This window comes from uncultured Allobosea sp. (genome assembly GCF_945957345.1).
GTDB lineage: Bacteria > Pseudomonadota > Alphaproteobacteria > Rhizobiales > Beijerinckiaceae > Allobosea.
Map to the genome: position 1 here is coordinate 13,161 of NZ_CAMFKW010000020.1, position 13,857 is coordinate 27,017.

7 protein-coding genes are annotated in these 13,857 nt (G+C 67.8%); 5 read left to right on the forward strand and 2 right to left on the reverse strand.

All coding sequences use genetic code 11. The features are described 5' to 3' along the window. Positions 1-3 precede the first annotated feature (3 nt). Complete coding sequence (locus Q0Q36_RS11825) at positions 4-1,164, reverse strand: amidohydrolase (protein WP_293798360.1); 1,161 nt, start codon at positions 1,162-1,164, stop codon at positions 4-6. 208 nt (positions 1,165-1,372) lie between these two features. On the opposite strand from Q0Q36_RS11825, the gene Q0Q36_RS11830 reads away from it, so the two are divergent. The 3 genes from Q0Q36_RS11830 (at position 1,373) to Q0Q36_RS11840 (ending at position 5,244) form a co-directional block, all read left to right on the forward strand. Beyond that, the gene (locus Q0Q36_RS11830) at positions 1,373-3,082 is read left to right on the forward strand and encodes a lysine--tRNA ligase (RefSeq protein ID WP_293798362.1); all 1,710 of its coding nucleotides are present in this window, start codon (positions 1,373-1,375) and stop codon (positions 3,080-3,082) included. Positions 3,083-3,101: 19 nt separating this feature from the next. Continuing rightward, positions 3,102-4,487, forward strand: coding sequence for an FAD-binding oxidoreductase (locus Q0Q36_RS11835; RefSeq protein WP_293798364.1), 1,386 nt, complete (start codon positions 3,102-3,104; stop codon positions 4,485-4,487). Between the two features lie 64 nt (positions 4,488-4,551). Further along, positions 4,552-5,244 (forward strand): nitroreductase, encoded by a 693-nt coding sequence (locus tag Q0Q36_RS11840; RefSeq protein WP_293798366.1) that lies wholly within the window; start codon positions 4,552-4,554, stop codon positions 5,242-5,244. Between the two features lie 120 nt (positions 5,245-5,364). Here the strand turns inward: Q0Q36_RS11840 and Q0Q36_RS11845 are convergent, their stop codons facing one another. Beyond that, on the reverse strand, positions 5,365-7,434 hold the full coding sequence (locus Q0Q36_RS11845; RefSeq protein ID WP_293798368.1) for a 3-hydroxyacyl-CoA dehydrogenase NAD-binding domain-containing protein: 2,070 nt from the start codon (positions 7,432-7,434) through the stop codon (positions 5,365-5,367). Between the two features lie 189 nt (positions 7,435-7,623). Between Q0Q36_RS11845 and Q0Q36_RS11850 the strand changes: the two genes are divergently transcribed. Together Q0Q36_RS11850 and Q0Q36_RS11855 are read left to right on the forward strand one after the other, a co-directional pair. Beyond that, positions 7,624-8,370: an enoyl-CoA hydratase-related protein gene (locus Q0Q36_RS11850; protein WP_293798371.1), complete on the forward strand. Its 747-nt coding sequence runs from the start codon at positions 7,624-7,626 to the stop codon at positions 8,368-8,370. A gap of 183 nt (positions 8,371-8,553) precedes the next feature. Then, a complete protein-coding gene (locus tag Q0Q36_RS11855; protein WP_293798373.1) occupies positions 8,554-13,812 on the forward strand; it encodes an alpha-2-macroglobulin in 5,259 nt (1,752 codons plus the stop codon). The last annotated feature ends 45 nt before the right edge of the window (positions 13,813-13,857 follow it).

The window sequence follows — 13,857 nt, forward strand, 5'->3', positions numbered from 1 at the left end:
CCGTCAGGGCGCGTTGCTGGCCAGCGCCTGCTTCGCCACCGCCGCGAGCCAGCCGGAAGCCGCAGGCAGTATCTCGTCGTTGAAGTTGTAGCGGTCGTTGTGCAGGTCGCCGCCGTTCACCGAGGGGCCGTTGCCCATCCAGATATAGCAGCCAGGGCGCTTCTCCAGGAAATAGGCGAAATCCTCGCCGGTCGTGCTGGCCTTCATGTCGCGCCGCACGGGAAGCCCTGCCGCTTCACCGGCCGCGGCAGCCATATCCTCTTCCGCCAGCGTGTTGATCGTGGCGCTGCCATAGGTGAATTCGACCGCAGCCGTCATCTCGAAGGTCGCCGCGATGTTCTCGGCGATCCCCTTGAGACGCGACAGCAAACGGTCGCGCACCGCCGGAACGAAGGTGCGGAAGGTGCCTTCGATGAAGACATTGGTCGGGATCTGGTTGGAGGCGAGCCCGCCATGGACCTGACCGATCGAGACGACCGCCGATTCCATCGGATCGACATTGCGCGAGACGATCGTCTGCAGCGCGACGATGAGATGACCCATCGCCACGATCGGATCATGGGTCTGCTCGGGCAGCGCCGCATGGCCGGCCTTGCCGGTGAGCGTGATCTTGAAGCGCCCGGGCTCGGACATCACCGGCCCACGATGCACCGCGACGGTGCCAGCCTCCAGCCCCGGCCAGTTATGCAGCGCGAAGACGCGCTCCATCGGGAAGCGCTCCAGCACGCCATCCTCCAGCATCGCGAGCGCGCCGCCCGTGCCCTCTTCCGCCGGCTGGAAGACGAACTGCACCGTTCCGCTCCAGCCATCATCGGCCTTGAGCAGCGCCGCCGCGCCGAGCAGCGAAGTCGTATGGCCGTCATGGCCGCAGGCATGCATCACGTTCGGCGTCTTCGACTTGTAGGGGAGATCGTTGACCTCCTGGATCGGCAGCGCGTCCATGTCCGCTCGCAGGCCGACCGTGCGCTCGGAAGCGCCCTTCGTCAGCGTCGCCACCACGCCATAGCCACCGACATTGGCGACGAAAGGCACGCCGAGCTCGGTCAGCTTCTCCTGCACGAAGGCGCTGGTCATCTTCTCGTGGCGCCCGAGTTCGGGATGGGCGTGGAGATGTCGTCGCCAGGCGGTCAGCTTGTCGAGCAGGTCGCGGTCCAAGGCGGGCATCCTTTCAAAGGCATCATCTAACTGGAAAAAGACGAGGGGGAGCCTATACGGTCATGCCGAGCCGGCAAGGCGCTTTGCGCGAGGGCCGCACCCTCGTTTGCCGCATTTCAACCGCCTTCTCGCATTGACGGCGCCCTTCGCAATCTGCGAAAGCCCCTTCTTCGCTTTTGCGATATGGCTTTTCACTCAGGAGAGGACACCGCCCCTTATGCCCGCCTTCGACGCAGCCCTCGTTGACGCCGCCCAGCGTTCGGCCGCCTGGCCGTTCGAGGAGGCGCGCAAGCTCGTGGCCCGCATCGAGAAAACGGCTAAGAAATCGGTGATCTTCGAAACCGGCTACGGCCCCTCGGGCCTGCCTCATATCGGCACCTTCGGCGAGGTCGCGCGCACCTCGATGGTCCGCCACGCCTTCCAGGTGCTGACCGGCAACACCATCCCGACGCGCCTTATCGCCTTCTCCGACGACATGGACGGCCTTCGCAAGGTGCCGGACAACGTGCCGAACAAGGAGCTGCTCTCCGCCAATCTCGGCAAGCCGCTGACCGAGGTGCCGGACCCGTTCGGCACGCATGACTCGTTCGGCCGCCACAACAATGCGCGGCTTTGCGCCTTCCTCGACAGCTTCGGCTTCGACTACGAGTTCAAGTCCTCGACCGACTCCTACCGCGCCGGCGAATTCGACGCGACGCTGCTCAAGATGCTCGCCCGCTACGACGCCATGATGAAGATCATGCTGCCGACCTTGCGCGAGGAGCGGGCCGCGACCTATTCGCCCTTCCTGCCGATCCACCCGAAGACGCGCGTCGTCATGCAGGTGCCGATCGGCGAGGTCGATGTCGAGGCCGGCACCATCGCCTGGACCGATCCGGAGACCAAGGAGCGGTTCGTCACCCCGGTCACCGGCGGCAACGTCAAGCTGCAGTGGAAGCCCGACTGGGCGATGCGCTGGGTCGCGCTCGGCGTCGATTACGAGATGGCCGGCAAGGACCTGATCGACTCGGTCAAGGTTTCCTCGCAGATCGCACGCGCGCTCGACGGCATCCCGCCGGAAGGCTTCAACTACGAGCTCTTCCTCGACGAGCAGGGCCAGAAGATTTCGAAGTCGAAGGGCAACGGCCTGACGATCGAGGAATGGCTGACCTATGGCCCGCCGGAGAGTCTGGCGCTCTACATGTTCCAGCGCCCGCGCGAGGCCAAGAAGCTGCATTTCGACGTGATCCCGCGCGCGGTCGACGAATATCTCCAGTTCCTTGGCGGCTACGAGAAGCAGGACTGGAAGAACCGCCTCGGCAACCCGGTCTGGCACATCCATGCCGGCAATCCCCCGGCGCCTGAGGTCATTGCCTCGGGCGAGGGCGACAACGCGGTCAGGACGCAGGTCACCTTCGGCCTGCTGATGAACCTCGTCGCCGTCGCGAATTCCGAGGACAAGGCCGTGCTCTGGGGCTTCCTCCAGCGCTATGCCCCGGGCATGTCGCCGGAGACCCATCCGCGCCTCGACGCGCTGGTCGGCTACGCGATCGCCTATTTCCGCGATTTCGTGAAGCCGGCGAAAAGCTACCGTCCGGCCGACGAGGTCGAGCGCGACGCCTTCACCAAGCTCGACGCCGCTCTGGCCGCCCTGCCGGCCAATCCGACGCCCGAGATGGTGCAGGACACGGCTCTGGACGTCGCCCGCGCGATCCCGCGCTACCAGAACCTCACCGCCAAGAACGCGACGCCGGAACGGCCGGGCGTCTCCGGCGACTGGTGGAAAGCGATCTACCAGGTGATGTTCGGCGAGGATCAGGGCCCGCGCTTCGGCTCCTTCGCGGCGATCTACGGCCTGCCCAACACCCGCGCCCTGATCGCCAAGGCGCTGGCCGGCGATCTCGTCCGGGAACACGCCTCCTTCCTCGCGGCGCGCAAAGCCGACTGACCGGCCGACGGAGCCTGCCATGATCATTCCCGACGACGCGCTCGTAGCGCTGGCGGAGGTGGTCGGCTCCGGCAGCCTGCGCAGCGGCGCGGCGATCCCTGCCCGCAACCGCAAGGATGGCTCCGAAACGCCGGAGGGCCTGCCGGCCCTCCTCGTCGCTCCGCGAACGACCGAGGAGGTCGCCGCGGTGCTGGCGGCCTGCTCGCGCTTTTCCGTGCCTGTCGTCGTCCAGGGCGGCATGACCGGCCTGGCCGGCGGTGCCGTGCCGCAGGCCGGCGAAGTCGCGCTTTCGCTCGAACGCATGAGCGGCGTCGAGGAGGTCGATCCGGTGACGCGGACGATGACCGTGCTCGCCGGCACGCCGCTCGCGGTCGTTCAGGAGAAGGCGGCGGAAGCGGGCTTTCTCTACGGCGTCGATCTCGGTGCGCGCGGAACCTGCACCATCGGTGGCAATGTCGCCACCAATGCCGGCGGGGTGCAGGTGCTGCGCTATGGCATGACCCGGCGCAACGTGCTCGGTTTGGAAGCGGTAATGGCTGATGGCCGCATCGTCAGCCACCTCAAGAAGGTGGTGAAGAACAATGCCGGCTATGACTGGACGCAGCTCTTCATTGGCAGCGAAGGCACGTTGGGCGTCGTCACCCGCGTGCTGCTCGCCTTGCAGCCGGCGGTCACCGGCACGCAGACCGCGCTCTGCGCCGCCGGCAGCGTCGCCCAGGCGCTCGCGGCGCTCAACCGCCTCGAAGCCCGACTCGGCGGCGGCCTGCTCGCCTTCGAAGCGATGTGGTCGGAATATATGAAGGCCGCGACCGAACAGGGCGGCCTGCCCGTTCCCTTCGCCGGCGAGCCCGAGCTTGTCCTCGTCATCGAGGCCGCAATGGGGCCGGGCAGCACGTGCGAGGAGACCTTCGCCGAGGCCTTGGCCGAGCTGGCCGAGGAAGGCCTGCTGAACGATGCACTGATCGCGCAATCGGGCCGCGACCGGCAGCGTTTCTGGGCCTATCGCGAGGCCAATTACGAGTTCTACCGTGACCTGCCGCCCGGCGTTCATTTCGACGTCAGCATTCCCTTGGGCTCGATGGCGTATGCGGTCGCGCTGCTGCGCCAGCGGGTCAAGGCGCGCAGCGCCACGGCCTTCCCGATCGTCTTCGGCCATCTCGCCGACAGCAACCTGCACCTCTCGCTCCACGACGAGACCGGAGATCTCTCCGGCTTTGCCGATATCGTCTACGAGCTGGTCCGCGAGAAACAGGGCAGCATCTCGGCCGAGCACGGGGTCGGCATCCTCAAGCGGCCTTATCTCGGCATGAGCCGCTCGGACGCTGAACTCGCGTTGATGACATCGCTGAAGCGGACTCTCGACCCCAGTAATATCCTGAACCGCGGGCGCATCCTGCCGGCTTGAGGACGATGGCGCCGGACGATCGGCTCTGCCAGAACGAGAGAGAGCAGATCAGGAGATGCGGAGCATGGTCGAGGAGATGACACAGGCCGAAGCCGTCGAATACGCCATCCGCGCGCGCCGTGCCATCCGCGCCTTCCTGCCCGATCCCGTCGAGCCCGGTCTCGTCCGCCGCCTGATCGACCTGGCGGCACAGGCCCCTTCCGGCACCAATATGCAGCCCTGGAAGCTTCGGGTTATCGGGCCGCAGACACGGGCGCGCCTCGAAACCGCCCTGCTCGCCGCCGTCGAAGCCGGCGAGCGCCCGGGCGTCGAGGAATATCGATACTATCCCGCGCAGTTCCGCGAGCCCTATCTCGCGCGTCGTCGCAAGGTCGGCTGGGACCTCTACGGCCTGCTCGGCGTGGCGAAGGGCGATACCGAAGGCATGAAGCGCCAGACCGCGGCAAACCTGCGCTTCTTCGATGCGCCAGTCGCGCTGATGCTGACGATCGACCGGGATCTGGAAATCGGCTCCTGGCTCGATCTCGGCATGTTCATCCAGACCCTGCTGATTGCCGCACAGGGCCACGGCCTCGATTCCTGCCCCCAGGCGATCTTCGCGCAATTCCACACGATCGTCCGGCGCGAGCTCGCCATTCCCGAGGATGAGGTCCTTGTCTGCGGCATCGCCATCGGCAAGGCCGATCCGAACGCGCCGGCCAACCGCCTCGTGCCTGAGCGCGAGCCGGTCGAGGGCTTTACCACCTGGCTGGACTGAGGCTGGTTCAGCTTCCAGTCATGGTCGGGCCTGCCCCGACCATCCACGCCTTTGCTGGTCAAGCGCTGTGTTCAAGACGTGGATGCTCGCCACAAGGGCGAGCATGACGAACCAGACGCCTCACCCCTTCAGGTTGGCGAACCCTTTGCCTTCAGCAGCAAGACGCTTCAGCAACGGCGCCGGCTCCAGAGCCTTGTCGCCGATCTCGGCCGCCAGCGCCTCCAGCCGCTTCACGATCAGGTCGAGCCCGACGCTGTCGGCCCAGAACATCGGCCCGCCGCGCCAGGCCGGCCAGTTATAGCCGTTGATCCAGACGATATCGATATCGCCCGGCCGCGCCGCTATGCCCGCTTCGAGGATGCGCGCGCCCTCGTTCACCATCGGGTCGAGCAGGCGCGCCAGGATTTCCTCCTGCGTGAAGGAGCGCCGCGTCACGCCCTGCTCGGCCGAGATGCGCGCGATCAGCGCCTCGACCTCGGGGCAGCGCTGCCCGGCGCGCGCGCCCTGCGGATAGATGTAATAGCCGCGCCCGGTCTTCTGGCCGAACCAGCCGGCCTCGCAGATCGCATCCGCCACTGCGGCCTTGAGGCCACGTGCCTTGCGCGAGCGCCAGCCGATATCGTTGCCGGCGAGATCGGCCATCGCGAAGGGACCCATCTTGAAGCCGAAGCCGACCAGTGCGGCATCGACCTCATGCGGCAAGGCGCCGGCGACCAGCAGGCGCTCGGCAGCGCGGGTGCGCTGCTCCAGCATGCGGTTGCCGACGAAGCCGAAGCCGTTGCCGACCACGACCGGCACCTTGCCGAGCTTGCGGCCGAGCACGACGGCGGTTGCGATCGCATCGTCGGCCGAGCCTGCCGGCCGGACGATCTCCAGGAGCTTCATGACGTTGGCCGGGCTGAAGAAATGCATCCCGATCACGTCCTGGGGACGTTTCGTCGCTGCCGCGATCGTGGGCACGTCGAGATAGGAGGTGTTGCTGGCGAGGATCGCGCCGGGCTTCGCCACCTTGTCGAGCTCGCCGAAGATCTGCTGCTTGACGCCCATCTCCTCGAAGGCCGCCTCGACGACGATATCCGCTCCCGCCGCGGCAGCCAGGCCGACCGCCGGCTTGATCAGCGCCATGCGCTGGGCCTTCGCCTCCAGCGTCAACGAGCCTCGCTGGACCGAGATGTCGTAGATCGCGCCGATGCGGTTCACGCCATTGTCGAGCGCGGCCTGCGCCGTCTCGATCAATGTCACCGGGATGCCGGCATTGGCGAAGCACATCGCGATGCCGCCGCCCATCGTGCCGGCGCCGATCACCGCGGCGCTGGCGATCTCGCGCGGCTTCACCTCCGGCCCGATGCCCGGCACCTTCGCGACTTCGCGCTCGGCGAAGAAGACATGGCGCAGGGCCTTCGAACGCTCGTCGGCGACGAGCGACAGGAAGAGCCTGCGCTCGACGGCCGCACCCTCCGCGAAAGGCAATGCGGTCGCACGCACGGCCTCGACCAGCGCCGCCACGTTCGGCATGCCATCCGCCTTCTTCAACGCGTCCTTGGCCAGCGCCTCGAAGACCTCTCGGTCGGCCTCGGTCAACTCGCCGGTAGCCGCGCTCCTCACCGCGCGTCGCCCCTCCGCCGCCAGCGCCTCGGCCAGCCGGATCGCGGCGGCGGCGACATCGCTGGAGGCGACCTCGTCGAGCAGGCCATATTCGAGTGCGAGTCCAGCCGAGATCGGCTCTCCCGAAAGCATCATCGGGAACCCCTTGGCTGCCCCGATCAGGCGCGGCAGGCGCTGCGTACCGCCGGCACCGGGAATGAGTCCGAGCTTGATCTCGGGCAGGCCGAGCTTCGCGGCCGGCAGCGCGACGCGGCCATGGCAGGCGAGCGCGACTTCCAGGCCACCGCCCAGCGCGACGCCCTGGATCGCGGCGACGACCGGCTTCGCCGAGTTCTCGATCGCATCGAGCACCTCCGGCAGGCTGGGCGGAGCTGGCGGCTGGCCGAACTCGCTGATATCGGCACCGGCGATGAAGGCCTTGCCGGCGGAGGCGATGACGATCGCGGCGACGGCAGCGTCAGCGTTGGCCGACTTGATGGCGTTCGCCAGCCCCTCGCGCACGGCCGCGCTCAAGGCATTGACCGGCGGATTGTCGATGGTGGCGACCGCGACCTTGCCGCGAACCTCGAGTTGAACCTGCGTCATCGACGTCTCCGCAATCCCTGTCCCGCGCCCGACTCGCACGCTTAGGCAGCGAAGGCGTCTGGGCGGGCAAGGGAGAATCCGGACCGCGCGATGTCAAGCGCCAGGCGGTGACGAAAGGCGCATCCGGCCTCGCTTGACCCCCGACGAAAGCCCGTGCGATCCCGGCTGCCTAATCAGGAGCGGACCCCGATGAGCGAAGTGTTGAGCGAAATCGTCGCGGCCGGCGTGGTGCAGGTCACCATGAACCGACCGGACCGCAAGAATGCACTCGACCGCGCGAGCTATGCCGGGCTGATCGCGGCGATCTCTGCCGCCGAGGTCGATGCCTCGATCCGCGCCATCCTGCTGACGGGCGCCGGCGGCTGCTTCACCAGCGGCAACGACATCAAGGATTTCGCCATGGCCGCCGCGGCTGGCGAGGGCTCTCGTATTGCGATCGACTTCCTCGAGACAATCTCGACGGCGAAGAAGCCCATCGTCGCGGCGGTCGAGGGCTTCGCGGTCGGCATCGGCACGACGATGCTGCTGCATTGCGACCTCGCCTTCGCCGCCCGCTCGGCCACGTTCCGCCTGCCCTTCGTGACGCTCGGCCTCTGCCCCGAAGGCGGATCGAGCTATCTGCTGCCGCTCGTCGCCGGCTCGAAGAAAGCGGCTGAGCTGCTGATGCTGGGCGAAGCCTTCAACGCCGAGACGGCGGCCGGCGCCGGCCTCGTCAATACCGTCACCGAGGACGGCACGGCGCTGGAGGCCGGCCTCGCCAAGGCCAAGGCGCTGGCTGCGCTGCCGCCTGAATCGCTCGCGCTGACCAAGATGCTGCTGAAGCGCGGCTCGGCTCAGGCTGTGGCCGAGACAATCGCGACCGAGGCACACCATTTCGGCGAGCGCCTGAAGTCGCCGGAGGCCATGGCCGCCTTCATGGCCTTCCTGAAGAAATAGCTTTCTCGTCACTCCGGGAACACCGCGCGGCCCGGGAGTCCGGCTCTTGGGGCTGCGCCCTGCATTCGCATGACTTGAACGAACGCGGCACGGTGATAGCCTGCCGGCCCCGTCTCACGCCGTCATCGGCTTGAAGCCATGTCCGGCGATCCTGGCCGGGCCGATCGACGAAGAGGACCGACGATGACCCTGCTTTCCCGTCTCGCGCTCGCCCTCTCGCTCACGCTCGTGGCAGTCCCCGCCTTCGCCCAGAAGGCCTATGTCCGCAACGACCTGATGGCCGACGGCCAGCGCCTGGAAGAGCGCCTGAAGCGCGAAGTTGCCGCCGGCAACCGCTCGGCGGCGGACGCGATCCGCGCCGGCGAGATAGCGCTCGGCCGCGGCGATGCCCGCTCCGCCCTGCCCCAGGCCAATGCCGCGATTGTCGCCGATTCCGCCAATGCCGCCGGTTGGCGCCTGATGGCGCGCGCCGCCAACGCGATCGAGCCGCGCGACTATCGTGAGCGCTGGGAATTGCGCGAGCGTGCCGTCGCCGCCGCCTATCTCGCCTATCAGCGCTCGACCAATCGCAATGACGAGGCCGCCTCGCTGGGCGTGCTCGCCCGCACCTTCGAGAAGAACGAGCTCTGGCGCCCGGCGCTGACCACCTATCGCCTCAGCCTCGACCTCGCCGCCAATGCAGCCCTGCAAAGTTCCTACGAGAGCCTACGCGAAAAACGCGGCTTCCGCCTGATCTCCAACAAGACCGATTCCGACGCGGCTTCGCCCCGCGCCTGCTTCGAGTTCTCGGAGGCCCTGGCACGCGGCCGCATCGATTTCGCGCCCTATGTGGCGATTTCAGGCGGCAAGGGCGATTTCGCCGTCAGCGCCGAGGATCGCCAGATCTGCGTCGACGGCCTGAAGCACGGCGAGCGCTACGCCATCGTCATCCGCCAGGGCGTACCCTCGGCCATCCCCGACGAGACCCTCCTGAAATCGGCCGATTACGAGATTTATGTCCGCGACCGCACGCCCTCCGTGCGTTTCACCGGCAAGAATTACGTCCTGCCACGCACCGGCCAGCAGGGCATTCCGGTCGTCTCGGTCAATTCCGGCAAGCTCGACCTCGAGGTCATGCGGATCGGCGACCGCAACCTGATCAACTCCGTCCATTCCGAGGATTTCCTTAGCCAGATCGGCTCCTATTCCGCCAAGCAGATCGCCAGCGACAAGGGCGAGACCGTCTGGACCGGCACGATGGACGTGAAGTCCGAGCTGAACCAGGACGTGATCACCGCCTTCCCGGTCACCGAAGCGGTCGGCAGCCTGAAGCCCGGCGTCTACGTCATGTTCGCCAAGCCCTCGGGCGGCCCGGCGGCCGCGCCCGCTAGCGACGACGGCGATTCCTACGATGACGGCTCGACGCGGGCCACGCAGTGGTTCGTCGTCTCCGATCTCGGGCTGACCTCCTTCACCGGACCGGACGGCGTGCATGTGCTCGCCCGCTCGCTCGCCGACGCCAAGCCCATCGCCAATGCTGAATTGCGCCTGATCGCCCGCAACAACGAGGTGCTCGGCACGGCCAAGACCGATGGCAACGGCTATGCCCGCTTCGATGCCGGCCTCGGCAAGGGCCAGGGCGGCAATGCGCCCGGACTTGTCACCGCCTCGCTCGCCGAGGATTATGGCTTCCTCGACCTCAAGCAGGCCGCCTTCGACCTCTCCGACCGCGGCGTCAAGGGCCGCGTCGCCCCCGCCGGGCTTGACGCCTATCTCTACACCGAGCGTGGCGTCTATCGCTCCGGTGAGACGGTCTATCTCACCTCGCTGCTGCGCGACGCCAAGGGCGCTGCCGTCACCGGCCTGCCGCTGACCATCGTGGTCAAGCGCCCTGACGGCGTCGAATATCGCCGCCGACAGGTCGAGGATCAAGGCGCGGGCGGGCGCGCCCACTCGATCCAGCTCGTCTCCGGCGCCGCGACCGGTACCTGGCGCGTCCTCGCCTATTCCGACCCGAAGGGCCAGGCGATCGGCGAGACCTCCTTCCTAGTCGAGGATTACGTGCCCGAGCGGCTGGAGCTGACGCTGACGCCGAAGGCGCCGCTGCTGCAGGCCGGTCAGCCGGCCGAGCTCGACGTCAACGCCCGCTATCTCTACGGCGCGCCGGGCTCCGAGCTCGACGTCACAGGATCGATGACCATCCGCGCCGCCGATGCCAGCGCCATCCCCGGCTTCAAGGACTATCAAGTCGGCCTCACCGACGAGGCTTTCGAGCCTGTTCAGAGCGAGTTCGAGGAAAGCACGACGACCGACGCCGCCGGCAAGGCGACGATCTCCAATCCGGTCCAGCAGGCCGACACCAACCGCCCGCTCGAAGTCGAGATGACCGTGCGCGTCGGCGAGCCCGGCGGTCGCGCCATCGCCCGCTCGGTCACGCTGCCGATCGTGCCCAAGGGCGCTGCCATCGGCGTGAAGAAGCTGTTTCGCGACGGCGATCTCGGCAACGGCCAGACCGCAAATTTCGAAGTCATCATGGCGACCGGAGACGGCAAGCGCCTCGCCCGGCCCGGCGTGAAATGGGTGCTGTCGAAGGTCCGCCGCAACTATCAGTGGTTCTTCCAGGACGGCCGCTGGAACTACGAGGGCGTGAAGACCACCCGCCGCGTCGCCGACGGCGAGATCGCGGTCGCTGAGGCCGCCGGCGCCAAGATCGCTGCTCCCGTCGAATGGGGCAATTACCGGCTAGACGTGACCTCGGACGGCAACGAGGCGGCCGAGACCTCGGTCTCCTTCAGCGTCGGCTATGAGAGCGACAAGACGGCCGATACGCCGGATGTGCTCGATGTCGCGCTGGACAAGGCGTCCTATGCCGATGGCGAGAGCCTGCAGGTCCGCCTGTCCCCGCGCTTCGCCGGCAAGGCGACGCTCGCCGTCATCACCGATAAGGTCGCGGATATCCGCACCATCGATATCGCCGAGGGCGGCACCTCGGCCAGCATTCCCGTGAAGGCGGAATGGGGCGCCAGCGCCTATCTCGTCGTGCTCGCCCATCGCCCGATGGATGCCGCCGCCAAGCGCCTGTCCGGCCGCGCCATCGGCCTCTCCTGGTTCCAGATCGGCAAGGAGACGCGCACGCTGGCACTCGATCTCGGCGCGCCCAAGCTGGTGCGCCCGCTCACGACGCTGTCGCTCCCGGTCAAGGTCACCGGCATGAAGGCCGGCGAAGAGGCCTATGTCACGCTCGCTGCCGTCGATATCGGCATCCTCAACCTCACCCGCTACGAGAGCCCCGATCCCAGCAAGTTCTTCTTCGGCCAGCGCCAGCTCGGCCATGACCTGCGCGATCTCTACGGCTACCTGATCGACGGCATGCAGGGCACGCGCGGCGCGATCCGCACCGGCGGCGACGCTGCACCGAAGATGGACGGCGAGAAGCCGACGCAGGAGCCGCTCGCCCGCTATTCCGGCGTGGTCAAGGTCGGGGCCGACGGCACGGCCAAGATCGATTTCGACCTGCCGGCCTTCAACGGCTCGGTCCGCGTCATGGGCGTCGCCTGGTCGGCCGGCCGCACCGGCCAGGCCAGCGCCGACGTGATCGTGCGCGACCAGATCGTGGCGCAGGCCACGCTGCCGCGCTTCCTCGCCATCGGCGACCAGTCACGCTTCCATCTCCAGGTCGACAATGTCGAAGGTCCGGCCGGCGCCTATACCGTCGATCTCGACGTGAAGGGCCCGGTTCTGGTCGCCGCCGACGCCACCCGCCGCACGATGCAGATCGGCGCCGGCGCCAAGACGCAGATGACGATCCCGGTCACCGCCGCTGGCCTCGGCCGCGCCGAATTCGACGTGCGCGTCTCCGGCCCCAACGGCATCGGCACGGTGCAGAACCTTGCCGTGCGCGTGCAGCCCTCGGCCGCGACGATCGCGCGTCGCATCGTCCGCGCCATTCCCGGCAATGGCGGGGCGATCACCGTCTCCTCCGATCTGCTGGCCGATCTCGTGCCGAATTCCGGGCAGGTCTCGGTGACGGTCTCGCCCTTCGGCTCGCTCGACGTGCCCGCCCTCCTCAAGGCGCTCGACCGTTACCCCTATGGCTGCACCGAACAGACCGTCTCGCGCGCTCTGCCGCTGCTGGCCGTGAACCAGCTCGCCTCGCTGGAGCAGCTCGCGCTCGACGACAAGGCCGACGAGCGCGTCGTCAATGCGATCGAGCGCGTGCTCGCCCGCCAGGGTGGCAACGGCTCCTTCGGCCTATGGGGTGTCGGCGGCGACGATCTCTGGCTCGACGCCTTCGTCACCGACTTCCTGACGCGGGCTCGCGAGAAGCAGTTCGCGGTGCCGCAGATCGCCTTCAACCTCGCGCTGGACCGCCTGCGCAACCAGGTCGTCAACACCAGCGAGATCAATAAGGAAGAGGCCGCCGGCATCGCCTACGCGCTCTATGTGCTCGCCCGCAACGGACGGCCGGTGATGGGCGACCTGCGCTACCTCGCCGATAACAAGCTCGGCGATTTCGCGACGCCGCTGGCCCGCGCCCAGATCGGTGCCGCGCTCTCGGCGCTGGGCGATCGCGGCCGTGGCCGCGCGGCCTTCGGCAGCGCGCTAGGCCTGCTCCAGCAGGCGAGCGACGATGGCCTGTCGCGGCCCGATTACGGCTCCCGCCTGCGCGACGGCGCCGGCGTGCTCGCCCTGATCGCCGAGGCCAATGGCGAGCGCGCCGATATCAGCCGCGCCGTCTCGATCGTCGACGCCACCCGCAACAGCGCCCGCTACAACTACACATCGACGCAGGAGCAGATGTGGATGGTGCTGGCGGCGCAGGCCATGGCCAAGGACGCCGAGGGCATGACGCTGACGGTCGACGGTACGGCTCGCAAGGGTGCGCTCTACCGCACGCTCTCTGCCGAGGCGCTGGAGGCCAAGTCCCTGACCATCGCCAATCCGGGCGCCGGCAATGCTCAGGCGGTCATCACCGTCGCGGGTATCCCGACCGCGCCGGAGCCGGCCTTGAACCAGGGTTTCGGGCTTGAGCGCGTCATCTACACGATGAAGGGTGAAAAGGCCGATCCGGCACGTCTGCGCCAGAACGAACGCTATGTCGTGGCGCTGACCGTGACGGAGGCCGCGCCACGCTATGGCCGCCTGCTGCTGGTCGATCCGGTCCCGGCCGGGCTGGAGATCGAGAATGCCAACCTGACGGAAGGCGCCTCGGTCGCAGGGCTCGACTGGCTGAAGCAGGAGGTCTCGCCGGTTCATACCGAGTCGCGTGACGACCGCTTCGTCGCGGCTTTCGAGCGCACAGGCTCGAAGAGCGACAAGCCCTCCTACACCGTCGCCTATATCGCCCGCGCCGTCTCGCCCGGCCGCTATGTCTCGCCCGCCGCCGTGATCGAGGACATGTACCGGCCGGATCGCTTCGGCCGAACGGGCTTCGGCGCGGTGGAGATCAGCTCGGCGCGGTGATGAGCGCGCAGCGCGAAAAGACGAGCGCAACGGAGCCCCCTCTCC

Coding starts and splice junctions, on each gene's coding strand:
- Q0Q36_RS11825 (WP_293798360.1), bottom strand. CDS start 1,164: ATGCCCGCCTTGGACCGCGACCTGCTCGACAAGCTGACCGCCTGGCGA.
- Q0Q36_RS11830 (WP_293798362.1), top strand. CDS start 1,373: ATGCCCGCCTTCGACGCAGCCCTCGTTGACGCCGCCCAGCGTTCGGCC.
- Q0Q36_RS11835 (WP_293798364.1), top strand. CDS start 3,102: ATGATCATTCCCGACGACGCGCTCGTAGCGCTGGCGGAGGTGGTCGGC.
- Q0Q36_RS11840 (WP_293798366.1), top strand. CDS start 4,552: ATGGTCGAGGAGATGACACAGGCCGAAGCCGTCGAATACGCCATCCGC.
- Q0Q36_RS11845 (WP_293798368.1), bottom strand. CDS start 7,434: ATGACGCAGGTTCAACTCGAGGTTCGCGGCAAGGTCGCGGTCGCCACC.
- Q0Q36_RS11850 (WP_293798371.1), top strand. CDS start 7,624: ATGAGCGAAGTGTTGAGCGAAATCGTCGCGGCCGGCGTGGTGCAGGTC.
- Q0Q36_RS11855 (WP_293798373.1), top strand. CDS start 8,554: ATGACCCTGCTTTCCCGTCTCGCGCTCGCCCTCTCGCTCACGCTCGTG.